Origin of the sequence: Streptomyces sp. NBC_00286 (genome assembly GCF_036173125.1) — a bacterium.
GTDB lineage: Bacteria > Actinomycetota > Actinomycetes > Streptomycetales > Streptomycetaceae > Streptomyces.
This window is the reverse complement of record NZ_CP108054.1, coordinates 7,597,279-7,616,331: the sequence shown is the minus strand read 5'-3', so window position 1 is coordinate 7,616,331 and position 19,053 is coordinate 7,597,279. Positions and strand designations below refer to the sequence as shown.

General features: G+C 68.7%; 18 protein-coding genes and 1 pseudogene. 12 read left to right on the top strand and 7 right to left on the bottom strand.

The features are described from left to right. Positions 1–4 precede the first annotated feature (4 nt). Entirely contained in the window at positions 5–595 is a 591-nt protein-coding gene (gene pspAB, locus OHT21_RS34415; RefSeq protein ID WP_328772161.1) for a PspA-associated protein PspAB, read from the top strand. A gap of 94 nt (positions 596–689) precedes the next feature. Here the strand turns inward: pspAB and OHT21_RS34410 are convergent, their stop codons facing one another. Continuing rightward, positions 690–1,349 carry a DUF4360 domain-containing protein gene (locus tag OHT21_RS34410; protein WP_328772160.1) on the bottom strand — a complete coding sequence of 220 codons (660 nt, stop codon included), beginning with the start codon at positions 1,347–1,349 and terminating at the stop codon, positions 690–692. Positions 1,350–1,674: 325 nt separating this feature from the next. Next, positions 1,675–1,983: a hypothetical protein gene (locus tag OHT21_RS34405; protein ID WP_328772159.1), complete on the bottom strand. Its 309-nt coding sequence runs from the start codon at positions 1,981–1,983 to the stop codon at positions 1,675–1,677. Positions 1,984–2,212: 229 nt separating this feature from the next. Here OHT21_RS34405 and OHT21_RS34400 point away from each other — a divergent pair, with 229 nt between their 5' ends. Both OHT21_RS34400 and OHT21_RS34395 read left to right on the top strand, forming a co-directional pair. Continuing rightward, positions 2,213–2,866, top strand: coding sequence for a PH domain-containing protein (locus tag OHT21_RS34400; RefSeq protein WP_328772158.1), 654 nt, complete (start codon positions 2,213–2,215; stop codon positions 2,864–2,866). 122 nt (positions 2,867–2,988) lie between these two features. Beyond that, a pseudogene (locus OHT21_RS34395) lies at positions 2,989–3,306 on the top strand (hypothetical protein); the annotation flags it as partial. Positions 3,307–3,356: 50 nt separating this feature from the next. On the opposite strand, the gene OHT21_RS34390 reads toward OHT21_RS34395, so the two are convergent. Beyond that, positions 3,357–4,211: an alpha/beta fold hydrolase gene (locus OHT21_RS34390; RefSeq protein ID WP_328772157.1), complete on the bottom strand. Its 855-nt coding sequence runs from the start codon at positions 4,209–4,211 to the stop codon at positions 3,357–3,359. A gap of 70 nt (positions 4,212–4,281) precedes the next feature. Here OHT21_RS34390 and OHT21_RS34385 point away from each other — a divergent pair, with 70 nt between their 5' ends. The 7 genes from OHT21_RS34385 to OHT21_RS34355 all read left to right on the top strand — a co-directional run bounded on the left by OHT21_RS34385 (position 4,282) and on the right by OHT21_RS34355 (position 11,882). Further along, entirely contained in the window at positions 4,282–4,734 is a 453-nt protein-coding gene (locus OHT21_RS34385; RefSeq protein WP_328772156.1) for a MarR family winged helix-turn-helix transcriptional regulator, read from the top strand. 252 nt (positions 4,735–4,986) lie between these two features. Then, positions 4,987–6,015, top strand: a complete 1,029-nt coding sequence (gene glnII / locus OHT21_RS34380; RefSeq protein WP_328772155.1) for a glutamine synthetase — start codon at positions 4,987–4,989, stop codon at positions 6,013–6,015. 321 nt (positions 6,016–6,336) lie between these two features. After that, positions 6,337–6,846, top strand: a complete 510-nt coding sequence (locus OHT21_RS34375) for a winged helix-turn-helix domain-containing protein (protein ID WP_328772154.1) — start codon at positions 6,337–6,339, stop codon at positions 6,844–6,846. A gap of 60 nt (positions 6,847–6,906) precedes the next feature. Next, the gene (locus tag OHT21_RS34370) at positions 6,907–7,905 is read left to right on the top strand and encodes an SDR family oxidoreductase (RefSeq protein WP_328772153.1); all 999 of its coding nucleotides are present in this window, start codon (positions 6,907–6,909) and stop codon (positions 7,903–7,905) included. A 268-nt stretch (positions 7,906–8,173) separates the two neighbouring features. After that, a complete protein-coding gene (locus tag OHT21_RS34365) occupies positions 8,174–9,475 on the top strand; it encodes a sensor histidine kinase (protein WP_328772152.1) in 1,302 nt (433 codons plus the stop codon). Further along, positions 9,460–10,113, top strand: a complete 654-nt coding sequence (locus OHT21_RS34360; RefSeq protein ID WP_328772151.1) for a response regulator transcription factor — start codon at positions 9,460–9,462, stop codon at positions 10,111–10,113. The genes OHT21_RS34365 and OHT21_RS34360 overlap by 16 nt, the downstream gene beginning before the upstream one ends. A gap of 215 nt (positions 10,114–10,328) precedes the next feature. Next, positions 10,329–11,882, top strand: a complete 1,554-nt coding sequence (locus OHT21_RS34355) for a DUF1996 domain-containing protein (RefSeq protein ID WP_328772150.1) — start codon at positions 10,329–10,331, stop codon at positions 11,880–11,882. A 117-nt stretch (positions 11,883–11,999) separates the two neighbouring features. On the opposite strand, the gene OHT21_RS34350 is transcribed toward OHT21_RS34355, so the two are convergent. Next, positions 12,000–12,431: a hypothetical protein gene (locus tag OHT21_RS34350; RefSeq protein ID WP_328772149.1), complete on the bottom strand. Its 432-nt coding sequence runs from the start codon at positions 12,429–12,431 to the stop codon at positions 12,000–12,002. Between the two features lie 265 nt (positions 12,432–12,696). Between OHT21_RS34350 and OHT21_RS34345 the strand changes: the two genes are divergently transcribed. After that, positions 12,697–13,392: a TetR/AcrR family transcriptional regulator gene (locus OHT21_RS34345; RefSeq protein ID WP_328772148.1), complete on the top strand. Its 696-nt coding sequence runs from the start codon at positions 12,697–12,699 to the stop codon at positions 13,390–13,392. 24 nt (positions 13,393–13,416) lie between these two features. On the opposite strand, the gene OHT21_RS34340 is transcribed toward OHT21_RS34345, so the two are convergent. The 3 genes from OHT21_RS34340 to OHT21_RS34330 all read right to left on the bottom strand — a co-directional run bounded on the left by OHT21_RS34340 (position 13,417) and on the right by OHT21_RS34330 (position 18,115). Further along, positions 13,417–13,770: a 5-carboxymethyl-2-hydroxymuconate Delta-isomerase gene (locus OHT21_RS34340; RefSeq protein WP_328772147.1), complete on the bottom strand. Its 354-nt coding sequence runs from the start codon at positions 13,768–13,770 to the stop codon at positions 13,417–13,419. A 33-nt stretch (positions 13,771–13,803) separates the two neighbouring features. Beyond that, positions 13,804–16,593 carry a pullulanase-type alpha-1,6-glucosidase gene (gene pulA / locus OHT21_RS34335; RefSeq protein WP_328772146.1) on the bottom strand — a complete coding sequence of 930 codons (2,790 nt, stop codon included), beginning with the start codon at positions 16,591–16,593 and terminating at the stop codon, positions 13,804–13,806. A gap of 139 nt (positions 16,594–16,732) precedes the next feature. After that, the gene (locus tag OHT21_RS34330) at positions 16,733–18,115 is read right to left on the bottom strand and encodes an alpha-amylase (RefSeq protein ID WP_328772145.1); all 1,383 of its coding nucleotides are present in this window, start codon (positions 18,113–18,115) and stop codon (positions 16,733–16,735) included. Positions 18,116–18,635: 520 nt separating this feature from the next. On the opposite strand from OHT21_RS34330, the gene OHT21_RS34325 reads away from it, so the two are divergent. Further along, entirely contained in the window at positions 18,636–19,046 is a 411-nt protein-coding gene (locus OHT21_RS34325) for a hypothetical protein (RefSeq protein WP_328772144.1), read from the top strand. Positions 19,047–19,053 lie beyond the last annotated feature (7 nt).

Below are 19,053 nucleotides of genomic sequence, written 5' to 3'. Positions count from 1 at the left end.
GGCGATGGGGCTCCTGGACATCCTGCTGGGCCGCAGCAAGCCGGTGGCCCCCGACCTCGATCAGCTCTTCGCGCTGCCGTCGGCCGCGGTCACGCTGGAGGCGGCGGCCGGGTTCAAGCCGACCGGGCACGGCTCGGTGTGCTTCGCGACGGTCGAAGGGGCGGCCTTCGAGGACGTACGCCAGGAAGTGCGGGCCCTGTTGGACGCGGATGCCGAGCGGACGGGGCCGCCGGTGGAGGTGAGCCGGGACTCGTACGGGTATACGTGGCTGGTCTCGCGGCGGTCGCCGGAGGACCTGCCCGCCCTCGTGGGCGATCTGCACGCGGTGAACAGCGCGCTCGAAGGCAGCGGCTTCGGGCCGCAGTTGCTGTGCTCGGTGGTCGGCTTCCGGAGCGGGGGCGACGAGCGGCGCCCCCTCGCGCTCGTGTACCTCTACAAGCGAGGCAGCTTCTACGTCTTCGCGCCGCTCCCCGGCGGCGGGGAACGGCGCGACAACGCCTTGGAGCTGCAGATCAGAGCCGTACTCGCGAACGACCTCCGCCTGGAGCCGGACCTGAGCCGCTGGTTCCCGATCTGGGGCGCACCGGGGCTGTGACGCCGAGGGCCAGGACCACTTGTACTGGCCGCTGCTCGACGCGCCGGCCTGCGCGCCGGATGCCCGGGGAGCCGAGGGCACCCGGCGTCACGGCTCAGTTCTGCGGGCACTCCTTCCAGGCCAGGTGGTAGATGGTGCTGATGTCACCGTCGGTGGAGTCCATGGTCATGAAGCTGGTGCTGTTGGCGGGGGACGTGCCCTTGTTGACCCGGAGCTCGGTGTTGATGTTGAAGTTCCGCTCGACACCGCAGGGCGCCCACACCAATTGGGCCCACTCGGTTTCGTCGGTGGCCTGCCAGTTGTCCTCGTACGGGCCGCTGAACGGGTGCGATCTGGAGGCCGTGTCCGGGGAGCCCTGGAAGTAGTACGAGGCCTTCTGGGTGCCGCTCGCTCCGCGCTGGAGGGAGGCGAAACCCCGGTAGTCGACGCTGGCGATGGCGTAGGTGAAGCCCTGCGGTACGTGGACGATCAGGTTGAGCTGGCAGTTCTTGCGGAACGCGGTGGACGGGGCGCCGCCGCCGACCTGGGCGAGGTAGTCGCTGTAGGTCACCGTGAAGGCGGTGTTGTCCGGGGAGACGGCGACCGCCGCCGTGCCCCGAGGACAGCCGGAACCGTTCACCGTGGCGACCTTGATGACGATCTTGTCCGGGGGCGGGTCGTCGAAAACCGGCGACGAGGACGACGAAGCCTGCGCGGGGAACGCGGTGGCCAGCAGAGCGGCGATCGCGCCGCCCAGGAGGAGCCCACGAGCCATGATTCTCCAATCGGGGAACGGGAAAGGCTGGGAAGATCGACGATCGAAGGTCATGCACATGCCAAGCAGCGACATGCACAGACCCCCAGCCTGTGAAGGAGCTGTGAAGACCGAGAGCGACCGAATCGTATGGACTGCGGGGTGGCACGGCTAGAGCGATCTCCGGCCAACTCTGGCGCGATGGCGCCACCCTCCAGGCCAACTCCCATAAGCCCCGGATATACGGCGGGAAGTGGCCCCGAACGTACCGGTGCCGCCCACCCCCGCGGAGCGGACGGCACCGGATGCTCACGTACTCACGTACTCACGTACTCACGGCGCAGCCTCAGCGGCTGTAGCGCATCAGGGCCCGCACCATGTGGCACGTCGTGTCCGACGGCGGGTGGACGCCGATGAGTTCGGCCGTGCTGCGGATCTTCTCGTTACGGGCCTGGTTGGGCATGTAGACACCGGAGTCCAGCAACGCGATGGCGAGCCGCATCGCCTTGAGGCGCCGGTTGTGCGTGATGTACCAGTCACGCGGACGCCCCGGCGGGAGCGGCCGCTTCTCGATCGGCTCGTACGGCAGGTCCAGCGGAACCGGCCTCCTGGCCGTGGACTGGGTGGGCAGCGGGAAGAGTGCGGCAGCGGGCACGGGCATCCTCCTGTCGCGGTCAGGGAGCCGTCCGTCGGCGCCCTCGAACACTGCTACCAGTTTACTGCCCGCCACTGACATCGAGACACTTCGCAGAGCCCGCCAAAAGCCCAGGTGAGCAAGGAAATTGGCAGGGTGTCACACCAGGTCCGCGAGGTGCGCATGAGGCGGCGTCAAATTCGAACAGAGGCATCGGCCCTTCTCCGTCGACCGGGCGCGGGTGCGCGGGGTGACGCTGCGCGAATCCCTGACCGTACGGGCACTCGGCGGTACGCGGCTGACGCCGATCCTGACCGGAGTGAGCGTAGGACAGGAACTCTCCGACAACGGGCGGCTGTTACCGGCCACCACCCCCGACGCGGCCCTACGAGTGGCCAATCTCCTCCTCGGCACCGCGCCGCCGCCGCTCACCCCTCAACGGCTCGCACACGGCTGGCTGCATCCGCACCCACGCTCGGCCGGGCTTCTGGCACTTGCGCGTTATCTGGCGGCCGACGCAGCACTGGCCGCGGCCCTGGTCCTCCCCGTACGACTCTGGAACTGGCCCTCGTGGCTGATGCTGCTGCCGGCTCTCCTCGCCCTCATCCATCTCCCGGCGGCGTACGGCTATCACCGCAACCTCGGGCATCGCCTCGTCGACGGCCACCTCTTCGCACGTCGCGGCTTCTTCGTCCGCCGCACGGACGTGGTTCAACTGCGCGGCGTGTGCGGCACGACGGTGCGGCAGTCGCGGGTCCAGCGCCGCCTGGGCCTGGCCACGCTGCGGCTGGCCACGGCGGCGGGCGAACGGGTCTACACGGTGCGGGACCTACGGCTGACGGAGGCGGCGGACCTCGCTCGGACCGTGCTCGACCAGGAGAGAATTACTCAACTTCCTTTGTGATCTAAGCCACTTGAGTTACTCGTGCTAACTGTCGAGTAACTCTGTTCGGTATCTCGTACATAGCGGCGTACTCCCCGTTCCCGACCGGTCGCCGCCAGGGCGCCGGAGACAGGAGGCACGCCATGCCGCGTACATCGCGCAAGAGAACGCTCGGCCCCAAGAAGAAGCTCGCGTTGCTGGTGAGCGCCGTGGCGGTCGCCGGAGGCGGGGCCCTCGCCCTGGCGGCCACCTCGAACGCCGCGCCGGCCGGTCAGACGCAGACCTCGGCGGTCTGCGAGGGGCTGGCCACGGCGCTCGGGAACAACGAGAAGTTCATCGAGGGACAGCGCGCCAACCCCGACGCGCAGTCCGAGGCCCGGATCGCCAACCGGGAGGCGGTCATCGCGGAGATCGAGCGCAAGCAGGAGGCCTCCGGCTGCACGCCCGGGGAGTCGGCTCGCTGAGGGTCACCGAGGGGGGCGGGGTGGGCTGAGGCTCGGCCGCCGAGGGGTCAGCCGCCGAGGAAATCGGTGAGGCGGCGGCTCAGTTCGGCGGGTGCGGCCTGTGGCAGTGCGTGGTGCGAGATGCCGGGCAGTACGTACGTGTCCACGCGCGGCAGCAGCCGCCCTGCCCGCGCCGCCACGTCGCGCGCGTCATGAGTCCTGCTGTTCCCGGCCAGGCACAGCAGGACCGACATCTCCAAGCCCCGCAGCGCCTCCGGCTTCGGACGAGGCCCGGTCACCGGCTTCACGGAGGGGAAGCCGGCGGCCGCCTCCTGGAGTTGGAGCCAGTCGGGATCGAGGGGCACTCCCCCGCTCTCCCACTCCAAGAAGGCGCGGACACGGTGGGGCGCGGGGCGCAGCAGCATCGGCAGGGCGTGCAGCAGATACGCCGCCTTGAACCCGGCGAAACACTGCGTCGGGTCCAGAAGGAACAGGCGCCGCACCCGGGCAGGGGCCAACAGCGCGTACTGCAGGGCGATCCAGCCGCCGTACGAGTGCCCGCCCATGTCCACCGCCTCGACACCGAGGCCGTCCAGGAGCGCGTCCAGCCAGGCGGACAGGTCGGCGACCGTACGGGGGTGACGGTCGCCGGCCGGTTCGCTGCGCCCGGGGGCGCCGATCAGGTCGACGGCGAGGACGCGGCGGTTACGCGCGAGGTCGGCGGCCTGTGCGTACCAGGAGGCAGAGGTCGCTCCGCCGCCGCCCGGCAGGAGGAGAAGCGGGGGCGCGTCACGCGGTCCGCAGGCGTTGACGTACGTCGTACCGAACGGCGTCGGGACCCGGACCGCCTCCCGTTCCGCTGGCCACTTGGCCATGACCTTGTCGTAGGCCGACTTAAAGGCGTCGCTGTCGTACGTACGCATGGAGCCCCCTCCCGTATTATCTCGCCAAGCGAGATATTCGACGAGCGAGATGATAGCCCCGGAGGCGGACATGCGGCATCAGGGCCCCGAGATGGAGATCGTCCATCTCCTGCGCGCGGTGACGGTCGAACTCGGCCTGCACAGCGCCCGGTTCGCGCACCACAACGGCATGCACCCGACGGACGTACGCGCCCTGATCGAGCTCATGGATGCCTCCCGGGCCGGCGAGGAGATGACGGCCGGGCGGCTCGGTGCCGCGCTCGGGCTCAATTCCGCCGGGACCACCTCGCTGCTCGACCGGCTGGAGCGGGCCGGGCATGTGCGGCGGGTGCGGGGTCGGCAGGATCGCCGCAAGGTGGTCGTCGAGGTGAACGAGCGGGCCGTCGAACTGGGGTGGTCCTCCTTCGGGCCGCTCATCGGGAAGGCGGTGGAGTTTCTCCAGGGCTGCGACGAGCGTGAGCGGGAAGCGATCCGGGGCTTCCTGGAGGGGGTGCGGGAGGCCGCGGCGGCCGAGGGCGAGTGAGTCCTCGTACCGCCTTCGCTTTGCCTCGTACGGTCAACAGCCCCTCGTAGCCCTTGTATACGGCGGAGCCCACCCGCTCTCAAGGCGGGCCCCCAGCCCACAAGCACCAGGTAACACGGGCTTCACAGTCGGGCAATGATCGGGAAATCCCCTGTTGACAGGCTGCGGGCATCCCCGCGGCGCCCCAGTGCCGCAGCGCCGCGCGCCCGAGACGACCGAGCGCGACAAGACCCACCCCGAAGGATGTGGCCCGTGACCTTCAAGGCTGAGTACATCTGGATCGACGGCACCGAGCCGACGGCCAAGCTGCGTTCCAAGACGAAGATCCTGGCCGATGACGCCAAGGGTGCCGACCTGCCGATCTGGGGCTTCGACGGGTCCTCCACGAACCAGGCCGAGGGCCACGCCTCCGACTGCGTGCTCAAGCCGGTCTTCTCCTGCCCGGACCCGATCCGCGGCGGCGACGACCTGCTCGTGATGTGCGAGGTACTCAACATCGACATGACGCCGCACGAGTCCAACACGCGTGCCGCGCTCGTCGAGGTCGCGGAGAAGTTCGCCGAGCAGGAGCCGATCTTCGGCATCGAGCAGGAGTACACCTTCTTCGAGGGCATCAAGCCGCTGGGCTTCCCCGAGGGCGGCTTCCCGGCGCCGCAGGGCGGTTACTACTGCGGTGTCGGCGCCGACGAGATCTTCGGCCGTGACGTCGTCGAGGCGCACCTGGACAACTGCCTCAAGGCGGGCCTGGGCATCTCCGGCATCAACGCCGAGGTCATGCCCGGCCAGTGGGAGTTCCAGGTCGGCCCGCTCGCCCCGCTCGAGGTCGCCGACCAGCTGTGGCTGGCCCGCTGGCTGCTGTACCGCACCGCCGAGGACTTCGGCGTCTCCGCGACGCTGGACCCGAAGCCGGTGAAGGGCGACTGGAACGGCGCGGGCGCGCACACCAACTTCTCCACGAAGGCGATGCGCGAGGGCTACGACGCGATCATCACCGCCTGCGAGTCGCTCGGCGAGGGCTCCAAGCCGCTGGACCACGTCAAGAACTACGGCGCCGGCATCGACGACCGCCTGACCGGTCTGCACGAGACGGCCCCGTGGAACGAGTACAGCTACGGCGTCTCCAACCGTGGCGCCTCGGTCCGTATCCCGTGGCAGGTCGAGAAGGACGGCAAGGGCTACATCGAGGACCGCCGCCCGAACGCGAACGTCGACCCGTACGTCGTGACGCGTCTGATCGTCGACACCTGCTGCACGGCGCTGGACAAGGCCGGCCAGGTCTGACCCGTACGACGGCAACTCCGTACGACGGCAACTCCGTACGACTCCGTGAGGGGGCGTCCATCACAAACGGTGGGCGCCCCCTCACCGTTGTCCGCTTCATCTGTTTCAATTGGCTCATGGTCGGCCCCGAGAAGCACCCCGCGACAGGTCGCCATGACCTCGAGCCCTTCTGGCCTTCCCGTCAGCACCACGACTACGACCGTGAGTGTTGCCGCGCGCGCTGACCGCGCCGGCCCGCTGACGCCGTACCAACAGGCCCTGGGCCCGCGCGACACGACGTACGTCCTCGTCGAACTTCTCGCGCGAAAGAGCTGACCTCTCATGGCGAACACCCGTTACTTCCCGTCCGCGGATGTCGCGGATCTCCTGCCGCCGGGCACCACCCTGCTGCCCGCTCCCCCGCACACCCTGCCCAAGCTGCCGGGCCGACCGCCCATGGTCGGCTACCTGGTACTCGTACCGGCCGACCAGCAGCCCGCCCTGCCGCCCATCACGGCTCCGGAAGACGCCCCGGACCGCGAAGAACCCGAGGGCGGCGACTCCCTCGTACACGTCGACCCCGTGCGGCGTACCGCCGAGGTCGACGGACGGCCGCTCGAACTCACCTACCTGGAGTTCGAGTTGCTCGCGCACCTCGTGGCGCATCCGCACCGGGTACACACCCGCGACCACCTGGTGTCCACGGTCTGGGGCTACGGGCATGTGGGCGACGGCCGCACCGTGGACGTCCACATCGCCCGGCTGCGCCGCAAGCTCGGTGCGGAGCACCGGGGGGCGATCCGGACAGTACGGCGCGTGGGGTACAAGTACGTTCCGCCGAGCGGGCGTTGACTCTCTGCTGAAGGCAGATTCCCGTTCCGTCCCGCGGGCCGGCCGGGCAGAGTCGAAGGCATGAGACTTCTGATGCTGGGCGGTACGGATTTCGTGGGGCGGGCCGTCGTCGAGGCCGCGCTCGCCCGCGGCTGGGACGTGACGGTCCTGAACCGGGGAACCCACGAGCCTCCGGCCGGGGTGCGGTCGCTGCTCGGCGACCGCACCGCGCCCGACGGGCTCGCGGCGCTCGCGGCGGCCGAGGGCGACTGGGACGTCGTCGTCGACACCTGGTCGTGGGCGCCACGTGCCGTACGGGACGCGGCGCGGCTCCTGAAGGACCGCGCCGGCCGGTACGTCTACGTGTCCAGCTGCTCCGTGTACGCGTGGCCGCCGGCCGCCGGTTACACCGAGGAAGCTCCCCCGGTGGAGGGCGCCTCGGCGGACGCGGAGCAGACCGACTACGCGCGGGACAAGCGCGGCGGTGAGCTCGCCGCCGTCGACGCCTTCGACGAAGAGCGCTCCGTGCTCGTACGGGCCGGTCTGATCCTCGGCCCGTACGAGAACGTCGGCCGCCTGCCATGGTGGCTGACCCGCATCGCCCGCGGCGGCCCCGTCCTCGCACCCGGCCCCCGTGAGCTGCCGCTCCAGTACGTCGACGCCCGCGACCTCGCCGAGTGGGTACTCGGGGCGGCGGAACGGGAGTTGAGCGGCCCGTACAACCTCATCAGCCCGCAGGGGCATACGACGATGGGGGCACTCCTCGACGCCTGCGTGCAGGCAACGGGCAGCAACGCCGAACTCCGCTGGACCGCCCCCGAGTTGATCCTCGACGCCGGCATCGAGCCCTGGACCCAACTACCGGTCTGGGTACCACCGGCGAGCGAACTGCACGGCGCCCTCCACAGCGCGAACGTGTCACGCGCCGTGGCAACTGGCCTTCAGTGCCGCCCCGTTGAGGAGACGGTGACGGACACGTGGGCGTGGCTGCAGACCCTGGGCGGGACGGCACCTCAGCGCCCGGACCGACCGGCGAAGGGCCTCGACCCGGAGGTGGAGGCGAAGGTGCTGGGCCTATGAGCTGAGGCAGGGGCTCGCTTCATAGCGCCGGTGTCGAAAGGCGCCCCTCAGGGGCGCGGGGCTGTATCAATTTGCGGCTCCGCCGCGTGGGCGCGACCAGCCCAAACGGGCCCGCAGCCGATGAACGGCCCATCCGCGTGGGAGCGGCCAACGGACCGCAGCGTCCAAACCGCCCACCCGAGCGGAGCGCCATGGTGTAGCTGGCAACACCCCTTGATCGGAGCCCAGCCCCCGTGCCCCGTCCCGCCCCCTCCGCCAAACTGACGCCATGACGACCATCGAGACGAAAAGTGGCGGTTCCGCCGAGACCAAGAGTGGCGGTTCCGCGCGGGTGCGGGGGAGCGGGATCGCGGCGGTGCGGGGGCTCGGGCTGGCGCCGGTGCTGCTGCCGGGGGCCGTGCTCTGCTTCACGCTCTCCGTGGTGTCCATCGCGTTGATACCGATCGGGATCGGGCTCGTCACCACGCCCTGGGTGCTTACGGGCGTGCGGGCGTTCGCGGACTGGCGGCGGGTGCTGGCCGCGCAGTGGTGCGGGGTGAAGATCCCGTCGGCGTACCGGCCGGTCCCGAAGGGCGCCAAGCCGTGGACGCGTACGTTCGCGTTGCTGCGCGACCCGGCGACCTGGCGAGACCTGCGGTGGCTGCCGGTCGACATGACGGCGGGGTTCGTCACCGTGCTGCTGCCGGCGGTGCTGTTCCTCTACCCCCTGGAGGGGTTCGCGCTGGCGGCCGGGCTGTGGCGGGTCTTCGCGGACGCCGGATACGTCGCGTACTGGTACGGCTTCGTGCCGGTCACGGGCCAGGCCTCCGCGTTCGGCGCCGCCGCGCTGGCGCTCGCGCTCCTCTTCCTGGCCCACTTCGCCGGCCCGCGGCTGCTGAAGGCCCACTTCCAGCTCACCCGCGCCCTCCTCGCCCCGGGGCAGGGCGAGCTGGCCGAGCGCGTCCGCGTCCTGACCGAGACCCGCCGGGACGCGGTGGACACCTCGGCCGCCGAACTGCGGCGCATCGAGCGGGACCTGCACGACGGGGCGCAGGCCCGGCTGGTCGCGATGGGCATGGACCTCGGCACCGTCGAGGCGCTCCTCGACAAGGACCCCGAGAAGGCCAGGCAGTTGCTCGCCGAGGCCCGCCAGAAGTCCGCCGACGCGCTCACCGAGCTGCGCGACCTCGTCCGCGGCATCCACCCGCCCGTGCTCGCCGAACGCGGACTCGGCGACGCCGTACGGGCGTTGGCGCTACGGCTGCCCGTCGGCACCGAGGTGGACGTGGACCTCCCGGGGCGCGCGGACGCCCCCGTCGAGTCGGCCACGTACTTCGCCGTCAGCGAGGTCCTCACCAACGCCGTGAAGCATGCGGAGGCCGACCGGATCTGGGTCGATGTGCACCACACCGACGGCATGCTGCGGATCGCCGTCACCGACAACGGCAAGGGCGGGGCCGGGATCGGGGCCGGTTCGGGACTCTCCGGAGTCGAGCGGCGACTGAGTACATTCGACGGCATCCTGGCCGTCAGCAGCCCCGCGGGCGGTCCCACCATGGTGACCATGGAGATCCCTTGCGAGTTGTCCTAGCCGAAGACCTCTTCCTACTGCGCGACGGACTGGTCCGGATGCTCGAGGCGTACGACTTCGAGATCGCGGCGGCGGTGGAGAGCGGTCCCGAACTCGAGCGGGCGCTCGCCGAGTTGGAGCCGGACGTCGCCGTCGTCGACGTACGGCTGCCGCCTTCGCACACGGACGAGGGCCTGCAGTGCGCGCTCAAGGCGCGCCGGGCGAGACCCGGGCTGCCGGTGCTGGTGCTGTCGCAGCACGTGGAGCAGTTGTACGCGCGGGAGTTGCTGGCGGACGGGACCGGCGGGGTCGGCTATCTGCTGAAGGACCGGGTCTTCGACGCCGAGCAGTTCATCGATGCCGTACGCCGGGTCGCGGCGGGTGGCACCGCGATGGATCCGCAGGTGATCCAGCAGCTGTTGTCGCGGCGTCAGGCGGAGAGCCGGCCGCTGGGGCGGCTGACGCCGCGTGAGCGGGAGGTGCTGGAGCTGATGGCTCAGGGCCGCTCGAACGCGGCGATCGCGGAGCGCCTCGTGGTGACAGAACGGGCCATTGCGAAGCACACCTCCAACATCTTCGCGAAGCTGGACCTTGAGGTGTCGGACGATGATAATCGCCGCGTCCTGGCCGTTCTCGCCTATTTGGATCAGGGACGTTGAAACAACACCGGCATTCACTGAACAAGAGTCAGCGTTACCCCCTCAACTGCCGTTGAAACAGGGGGTTCTGGGCCCTTTGCGCCGGAATTGCTCCACCAATCTCTCACTAATTTCTGATGCCGCTGAACACCCCATGAGCCCCTTGCGTATTGAAGGACGCCGCTTCACCTCCTGTCGGGCGCCTCAATGCCCCGCAAGGAAGCCAGAGGAGTTCCATGGGACGCACGAACCGAAAACGCCGCTCAACGCTCGCCAACCGGGCGATAGCCGCATCGGCGGCTCTCGCGCTGGGCGGCGGCGGCTTGCTCGCGGCCAATATCTACGCATCGGCGGGTGAGGGGAACTCGCAGCAGAACGCGCAGCCGACCGCCGCAGGGGTGGCAACGATCAAATGCCCGGACGTCGGGCAGTCACTGAAAGATGTGCCGGACGGCGCCCGCCAGGGTGTCGACCAGGAGCTGGCGAAGCTCGACCAGCAGATCTCGGAGGCCTACACGCGTCTCGCGGACACGCGCCAGGCCCAGGCCGGTGACGCCGCCTACGTCGACAACGCCATCCTCGGCCCGCTGAAGTCCAAGCGGGTGGCCACCATCGACCGGATGAACATCAACATCCGGAACGCGGGCGGCCAGCCTCTGCAGGGTGCCGAGCAGATGGCCCAGTGCGAGGGTGTGCCGGCCGACCAGATCAACAACGGTGGAGACCAGGGTCAAGGCGACGGCCAGGACCAGGGCCAGGGCGATGGCCAGGACCAGGGTCAAGGCGATGGCCAGGACCAGGGCCAGGGCGACGGTCAGGACCAGGGCCAGGGTGACGGTCAGGACCAGGGCCAGCAGGGCGGCCCGGTCGCAGCCGACTTCCAGGACATCACCCAGGTTCAGCCGAACGGCGGCCCGCAGGGTGTGAACGGAAACGGGCTCCCCGCCAACGGTGACTCCGGTTCCACAGGCAGCTTCACCACGAGCTGTGGCACCAACGGGAACGACAACCACAACTCGGACAACATCATCGTTGCTCCGGGTGTCGACAACGGCGCCCAGCACACGCACGACTACGTCGGCAACCAGGACAACGACGCGTTCACCAGCGACGAGGAGTTCCTCCAGGCTGACACCAGCTGCGAGAACCAGGGCGACAAGTCGTCGTACTACTGGCCGGTGCTGCGCCTGCAGAACGGTGAGGACGAGTTCGACGCGAACGACCTCGGTGGCGGTGCGGAAGGCAACATCGGCCCGATCCAGGAAGCCGCCCAGGCGGAGCTGAAGTTCGTCGGCAACAAGGCGGGCGACGTCGTCGCGATGCCGCAGGCCCTGCGCATCATCACCGGTGACGCCAAGGCCTTCAGCAACGGCCTCGCCAACGCCAACACGAACTGGAGCTGCACCGGCTTCGAGGACCGGCAGCTGACGGACAAGTACCCGATCTGCCCCGAGGGCAGCTCCGTGGTGCGGACGTCCTTCTTCCAGAGCTGCTGGGACGGTCAGAACATCGACAGCGCCAACCACCGTGACCACGTGGCCTTCGTGAACGAGGACGGTACCTGCGACAACGGCTTCCAGGCCATCCCCCAGCTCCAGGCCCGTCTGGTCTACGACGTTCCGGCGCCGCAGATCGAGAACGGACAGGTCCAGAACCCGTTCGCGGTGGACGGCTTCCCGACGGAGCTGCACAAGCCGATCACCGACCACAACGACTTCCTCAACTTCTTCGACGAGGAGACGATGAACCAGGTGGTCGAGTGCATCAACAGCGGCCAGGACTGCCAGTAGCACAGTAGGTAGGCAGTAGGCAGTAGAAAGCCGGCGGTGGGATTCCCACCGCCGGCTTTCGCTTGCCCTCGAAGTGCGCCGGACCCGGGCGGCCAGCCGTGGTGACCGCCCTCGTGGTCAGCCGTGGTGACCACCCTTGTTGTGACTGCCACCGGGGTTCATGTGTTCGGACCCTTCCTCCATGGTCCCGCCGATTTGGCCGCGCAGCGCCGTGACCGTCTTCTCCTTGCCGATGGCGACCCACTTGCGGCCGACGAGGTAGTAGCCGCCGTAGTCCTTCGCCGAGTTCAGCCACTCGCGCTGACCGCGGTCGGTGGCGAACGTCGCGAGGACGAACCTGCCCCCGGAGTTCTTGCAGATGGCCTGCCGGATCGTGTCCTCGTCCATCTGCATGTTCGGCTTGCAGCCGGCCTGGCCCGCGATCTTCTCCAGACTCCCGGTCGCGGTCGCGGGGACCTTCTCCCCGCCGTCGTCCGAGCCGCAGCCGGTCAGCACCACCAGCGCGGCGGCTGCTCCGGCCGCGGCCAGACTGTGTCGCGTCAACCTCATCTTTTCCTCCGGTCACGTCCGGCGACATGTACTCCACGCCGCAGAGAGCCCCGGCAAGGGCCCTGTACTCGATACGGCTCCCGGGCGCCTCACGCTCAATCGGCCCCCCACCGAACCACACACCCGGCCCCGGCGGCCAACGCCCGCGGACACCCATCCGACGCCCGCCGGACGCCCACAGACACGCGCAGCTGGGCGCTGGACATGTGAACACCCTTACGGCACCGTCCCGTTGGAGGCCGGATTCGATCGGTAAGGTGTTCGCATGACAACCGGGGTACAGGTACGCCGCAGGATGGGTGTCGAGGAACGACGGCAGCAGTTGATCGGCGTCGCCCTCGAGCTGTTCAGCCGACGCTCGCCCGACGAGGTCTCCATCGACGAGATAGCCTCGGCCGCCGGCATCTCCCGGCCCCTGGTTTACCACTACTTTCCCGGCAAACTCAGCCTGTACGAGGCGGCGTTGAAGCGTGCCGCCGACGATCTGGCGACCCGGTTCGTGGAGCCGCGGGAAGGCCCGCTGGGCACGCGGCTGCTGCGAGTGATGCGACGGTACTTCGACTTCGTCGACGAGCACGGGCCCGGCTTCTCGGCGCTGATGCGGGGCGGCCCGGCGGTCGGCTCCTCCGCCACCAACGCCCTCGTCGACGGCGTACGGCAGGCCGCGTACCTGCAGATACTGGCGCATCTGGACATCGACCGGCCGCCCGCCCGCCTGGAACTGGTCATCCGCTCCTGGATCTCGCTCGCCGAGTCGACGGCCCTGATCTGGCTGGACGGCCGCCGCATCCCCCGAGCCGAGCTGGAAGCACAGCTCGTCCACGACTTCGCGGCGCTGGCGGCGGTGAGCGCGGCGTACGACGACGAGATGGCGAATCTGCTGCGCCGCATGCTCAAGGACGAGCCGGCCGAGGGCCCGTTCATGGACCTCGTCGGCCGGCTCGTAGCGCTCGCGTCGTAGCTCTGCCCCTACGCCCCTACGCCCCTACTCCTCGAACTTGCTGTACGAGGCGTCCAGGTCCCGCACCTCCGCGGAAGCGTGCAGCGTGACCCCGGCGGGCTTTACATGGGCCCGTAGCAGCTCCAGCGTCCGCTCGGTCAGCGCCGCCTTCGTCTCCTCGGTACGGCCGGGCAGCAGCGCGATCATGACATGCACCAGCGCATGCCCGTCCGCCTCCCCGCCGATCACCAGGTCCTCTGTCGGCCGGAACCGCGTCTTGCACGCCGGGAGCTTCGCGGCGGCCGTCTCCACCACCATCGTGTGCAGCGCGAGCGCGAACCCCTTCCGGTCGAAGGCGTCGGCAAGCGGCGCCGAGTAGTCGACGGTGATCTGCGGCATGGGCACTCCTGTTCTACGGCTCTTGCCAGCAGCCTAGCCGGTGGCCTGCGAGAAGACCGCGACACTGCGGGCCGGGACAGCGAAGGTGCCCGACTCCGTCTCGTACGACGAGCCCTTGACGACCGGGTCCGAGCCCGCGGCCTGCACCGGATGCAGCGCGTACGGCTTCCCCGCGAGCGCCGCGATCCCCTGTGTCTGCCGCTCGGGCGTCGCGTTGAAGACGACGACCAGGTCGCCGAGGTTCATCGTGATCACACCGGGCGTCTCCTCTCTGCCGCCGGACAGCGGGAAGGACAGCTGGGACTGCACCTGCTCGGCGGTGGAGAGCCCGAAGACGCTCTCGCTCGTACGGATCTTCAGCAGGTCCCGGTACGCGGCCGAGGTGCCCTCGATCTGCGGGCAGCCCACCTCGATGGAGCCCAACAGGGGCTTGGCGTATGGCCACTTGGACTGATTGTCGGCGGCCATCGGCAGCCCGCGCCCGAAGCCGTTGCCGTCCCGGCAGTCCCAGTGGATCGCGTTGAACCAGTCGCCGCTGTCGTACGAGTTGCGGTCCAGGGACTTGGAACGCAGCAGGTCGGTGCCCGCCTGGGAGAGCGCCGGTCCCTGCGAGAGCGTGGCGGTGGCCATGGCGAGGACCTGCATACGAGCACGGTCGGCCGCACTCGTCGAGGACGGCAGCTTGAAGGCGAGCGCGTCGAACAGCGACTCGTTGTCGTGCGCGTCCACATAGGCGAGAGCATCGCCGGGCGCGTCCGCGTATCCGGCGGGCGCCCCGTTGTAGTCGACCTCGGAGCCCTTGACCTGCCGGCCGCTGGAGTCGGTGAAGCGGTAGTCGGCGAGGTTGCCGGAGAGCCCCACCTTGATGAGGTCCTGGTAGTGCAGCAGGCGGGCCTTCTGCTCCTCCGAAGTGCCGTTGTTGGCAGAGGAGTTGGGGTCGGTGAAGAGCCCGGAGGCGAAGCCCTGGACGCCCGGGTCCTCGTCGAACGGGCCGCCACCACGCACCGCGTCACGCGCCCGGTCGGAGAAGGTCGCGATGCCGGTGCCGGCCATGTTCTTCTGCGTGGCCTGGACAAAGCGGGCGTCGTCGGCGACCTCGCCGAAGTTCCAGCCCTCGCCGTACAGGATGATCGCCTTGCCGTCGACGCCGTCCTTCTCGAGCGTGAGCGCGTCGAGGGCCTTGCGTACGGCGAGGATGTTCGCCTTCGGGTGGTGACCCATGAGGTCGAAGCGGAAGCCGTCGACCTTGTACTGCTTCGCCCAGGTGATGATCGAGTCCACCACCAGCTTGCCCATCATGGCGTTCTCGGGTGCGGTGTTGGCGCAGCAGGTTGAGGTGGCCACGGAGCCGTCGGCGAGCAGCCGCTGGTAGTAGCCGGGCACGATCTTGTCGAGCACGGAGGTGCCTGCCTGACCGCTGGAGGTGGTGTGGTTGTAGACCACGTCCATGACGACCCGCAGCCCGTCATCGTTGAGGGACTTGACCATCTTCCGGAACTCGACCGTACGGTCCGTACCTTCGGGATCAGTGGCGTACGAGCCTTCCGGCACCGTGAAGTGGTACGGGTCGTAGCCCCAGTTGTACGCGTCCTTCGCGGCGGTCTTCGCCACGCACTCCTGCTGCTGGTCGGAGTCGGCGGGGTAGGAGACGAGGTCGCAGCCGGGGGCCGCCTGGTCGGCCTTCGTCTCCGGGATGGTGGCGATGTCGAAGGCGGGCAGGAGATGGACGTACGAAGTCCCGGCCTCCGCAAGCTTCTTGAGGTGCCGGGAGCCGTCGCTGTTCTTGTCGGTGAAGGCCAGATAGGTGCCGGGGTGCTTCGCCGTCCTGTCCTCGATGGAGAAGTCCCGGATGTGCAGCTCCTGGATCTGGGCGTCCTTCAACGGGACGGCCTTCGGCTTTCTCAGGCGCGACCAACCGTGCGGGGCAAGGGACTTGTCGGCGAGGTCGATGACAAGGCTGCGCTTGGAGTCGGTGGTCAGAGCGAGGGAGTAGGGGTCGGTGACCTTGTTGGTGACGACCTTCTGGACCGTCGGCGCCCAGACCTTCACGACGTACCGATAGGGCTTGTTCTTCCAGGACTTGGGGCCGGTGACCGACCAGACGCCGGTGTTCCCGTCCCGCTTCATCGGCACGGCGGCGGCCTTCTCACCGATCTCCAGTGACACGTTCTGGGCCGTGGGCGCCCAGAGGGAGAGCGTGGGCCTGCCCTTGCGGAGCACGGGGCCGAGGTCCGCGTCCCTAGCGTCGTACAGATCGTCGAGTACGCCTGCGATTTGCACCGCCGTCTCGGCCACCACGGCGCCGTTGGCGGCCAGTTGGGTGGCGACGACGCGGCCTCGCAGCGCCTCACGGACCCGGTCGTGGGCGCGGTCACGGTCGCGTGGATCGACCGACCAGGCGGTGTGCTTCGCCAGGTGTGGGAACTTCTCCTTCTGCGCCTGGGTGAGCTCGCTTCCCCGCAGCCGCAGGCGGCGCGCGTCGGAGAGGTCGCCGTCATGGGCGTACAGCAGCTGGGTGGAAGCGGCCGACTTGGCGCCGTTCCAGACGACCGTGTTCGCGTCGAGCCAGACGGCCTCGGCCTTGTGGGCAGCCTTGGGGGCGGCTTTGGGGTCTGCTTCGGTGTCGCGGGTGAGGTCGTGCCGGGCGGGCTCGGCGGCGGGCCTGGCGCCGGACGGCGGCGCAGGCGAAGGCGCGGTGTTCGCGTGCGCCGCGAGGGCTGCCTGGACGAGCACTGCGGCCAGCGCGGTTACGGTGACCGCAGCGACTCGCCTGGTACGGGCGGTACGGCGCTTCGGCGACGCCGGTTGCCATCTCGATATCACGGATGTGGACTCCTTGCGATGACGGCTCTCGTGGGTCCGACCCCGAGCGACCGTATCGCCGCCGAAAGCCTTGCTGCAAGACTTCTGAAACATCCAGAAACAACTTTCAGCAGTTGCAGTCGCCGCTGGCTGCGGTGGCTCAGCAGCTCGGCTTTCCGGCGTGAATCGCCAGGGCCGTATTGGAACCGAGGGTCGCTGTGAACTGCCCCGAACTGTCCACGGTGACGGTCGTGTTGCTCTGCACGTCGCAGTACGTGCCGCCCGGAAGCGACGTCTGATACGTACGGGTCAGAGCGCTCGACTCGTGATTGATGGCGACGTACCCCTTGTCGCCCCGCCCGAAGGCGATCGCGTCGCCCCCGTTGTCCCACCAGTTGGTGACGGGCTCACCGCGGGTGGCGTTGCGGAAGGCGACCATCGACTTGATCTCCGGCCAGGCGTGCTGGCACTTCCAGCCGTCCTGCCAACAGGCGCTGACCGCACCGCCGTTGGGCGGGCCGGCGTCCGTGGACGAGAACTCGAAGCCGGAGTTGATGTCGGGCGCGCCGTAGGGGTAGGCCAGCATGAAGACGTTGGCGAGGGTGTAGTTGGCGTTGTCCTTGTAGCTGAGGGTCGATCCGTTGCGCTCGGTGTCGTGGTTGTCGACGAAGACGCCGGAGACACCGCTGCTCATGTAGCCCCAGCCCTCGCCGTAGTTCTTGAGGTAGGCGAGGTTCTCGCTGTTGAACACGCGCTTGAGGTCGTAGGCGTACCGGAACTCCTGGACGTCCCCGTTGCCGGTGTACTCGGTGGGCTGGACGGCCTCTCCACTGCCGTAGATGACCTCCTGCTTCCAGTACGCGTCCGGATTGCTCAGCCGCGACTTGATGGCGGAGAGGTCGCCCGCCGGGATGTGCTTGGCCGCGTCGATACGGAAGCCGTCGACGCCGTAACCGAGCAGCTTGTTCATGTAGCCGGCGACGGCGGAGCGGACGTACTCCTCGCCTGTGTCCAGGTCGGCGAGCCCGAGCAGTTCGCAGTTCTGGACGTCGGCGCGGTTGGTGTAGTCGCTGATGCGCGAGGTGCAGTCGTTGAGGTCGTTCGACGAGTACAGGCCCGGGTAGTCGTACTTGCTGTACGAGGAGCCGCCGGTGCCGGTGCCGTTGCCCGCCGCCATGTGATTGATGACGGTGTCGACGACGACCTTCACGCCCGCGCTGTGGCAAGCGGCGACCATGTCGGTGAAGTCACCGGTGCTGCCGAGCCGTCCGGCGATCGCGTAGCTGACGGGCTGGTACGAGGTCCACCACTGCGCGCCCTGGATGTGCTCGGCGGGCGGGGAGACCTGCACGTAGCCGTACCCGGCCGGGCCGAGCGTGCTGGCGCACTCCTTGGCGACCGAGTCGAAGTTCCACTCGAAGAGGACGGCGGTGACGTCCTTGCCACCGGGCGGCGACGCGGACGCGGTGCTCGCGGGGACGGCGAGCACGGCCGAGGCGGCCGCTACGAGGGCGAGGGTGCCGGAGAGAGATTTACTGGCCATGTGGGGTCCTTCTCCATCGAAGGTGGCGCATTGCGGGTGCGGGTGCGGGTGCGGGTGCGGGTGCGGGTGCCATGGAACAGCCGGTGAACTTTCTTGCTGAAAGCTTGCAAGCCTGCGGTGCGGCAGATAGTAGAGGCACACCTCCCGAAGCGGAAGCCGAGCCTCTGAAAATGCCGGAAAGTTCTTGCAGCGACTGCCAGTTGGCGGCTTACCAGGGTCCCGCGACCACCCGACCGGGGAAGCCCCCAACGGCATCCCGTTACGCCGGAGAGCGGGGCGCTATGTGGACTGCCGCTCCCGCGTTTCGACCGCCCTTACGAGGTCACGACTCAATAAAGGTAATACCAAGGCAAAGTCACGGCTAGATCATGGCAAAGAACACCCACCGCGAGGTCGGGCAGATACGCCAAGATCGAACTAACCATCCCATCCTGCCGCTTTATCTGCTGTTAACGTCACCGCGGCTCTGAAAGCGACATGACCACCAGGGCCTGACAACAGAAGATAAACGGGAGGAAATGTGCGTAAGTTGGCAGCGGGCGCCCTTGTGGTGGGCCTCTTCGCCATGGGCGCGGGCACGGCAGTCGCGGCGTCGTGGCACGACATGCCGACGTTCTCGACCGGCGGTGCGAAGCTCCACCACGGCGAGTACGCGTGGCACCCGGCGGGCACGCACCACGGCGCCTTCGAGTGGAAGGGAAAGCTCCAGGACACCGACCACGATGACGGGCACAACGTGTACGTGCAGGTGAAGGTCGAGGGGTACGGCTGGAGCCGCTACAACGGGAAGCAGAAGAAGACCGTTTCCATCGGAGCGCGCAACTGGGCGGCCCCGCAGCGTTACACCGACGACGCGGACATCCGCGTCTGCCGTGACAAGGGTTCGTTCAACCCTGATAACTGCTCGGTCTCCAAGCACTACAACAGGTAAGCGAAAG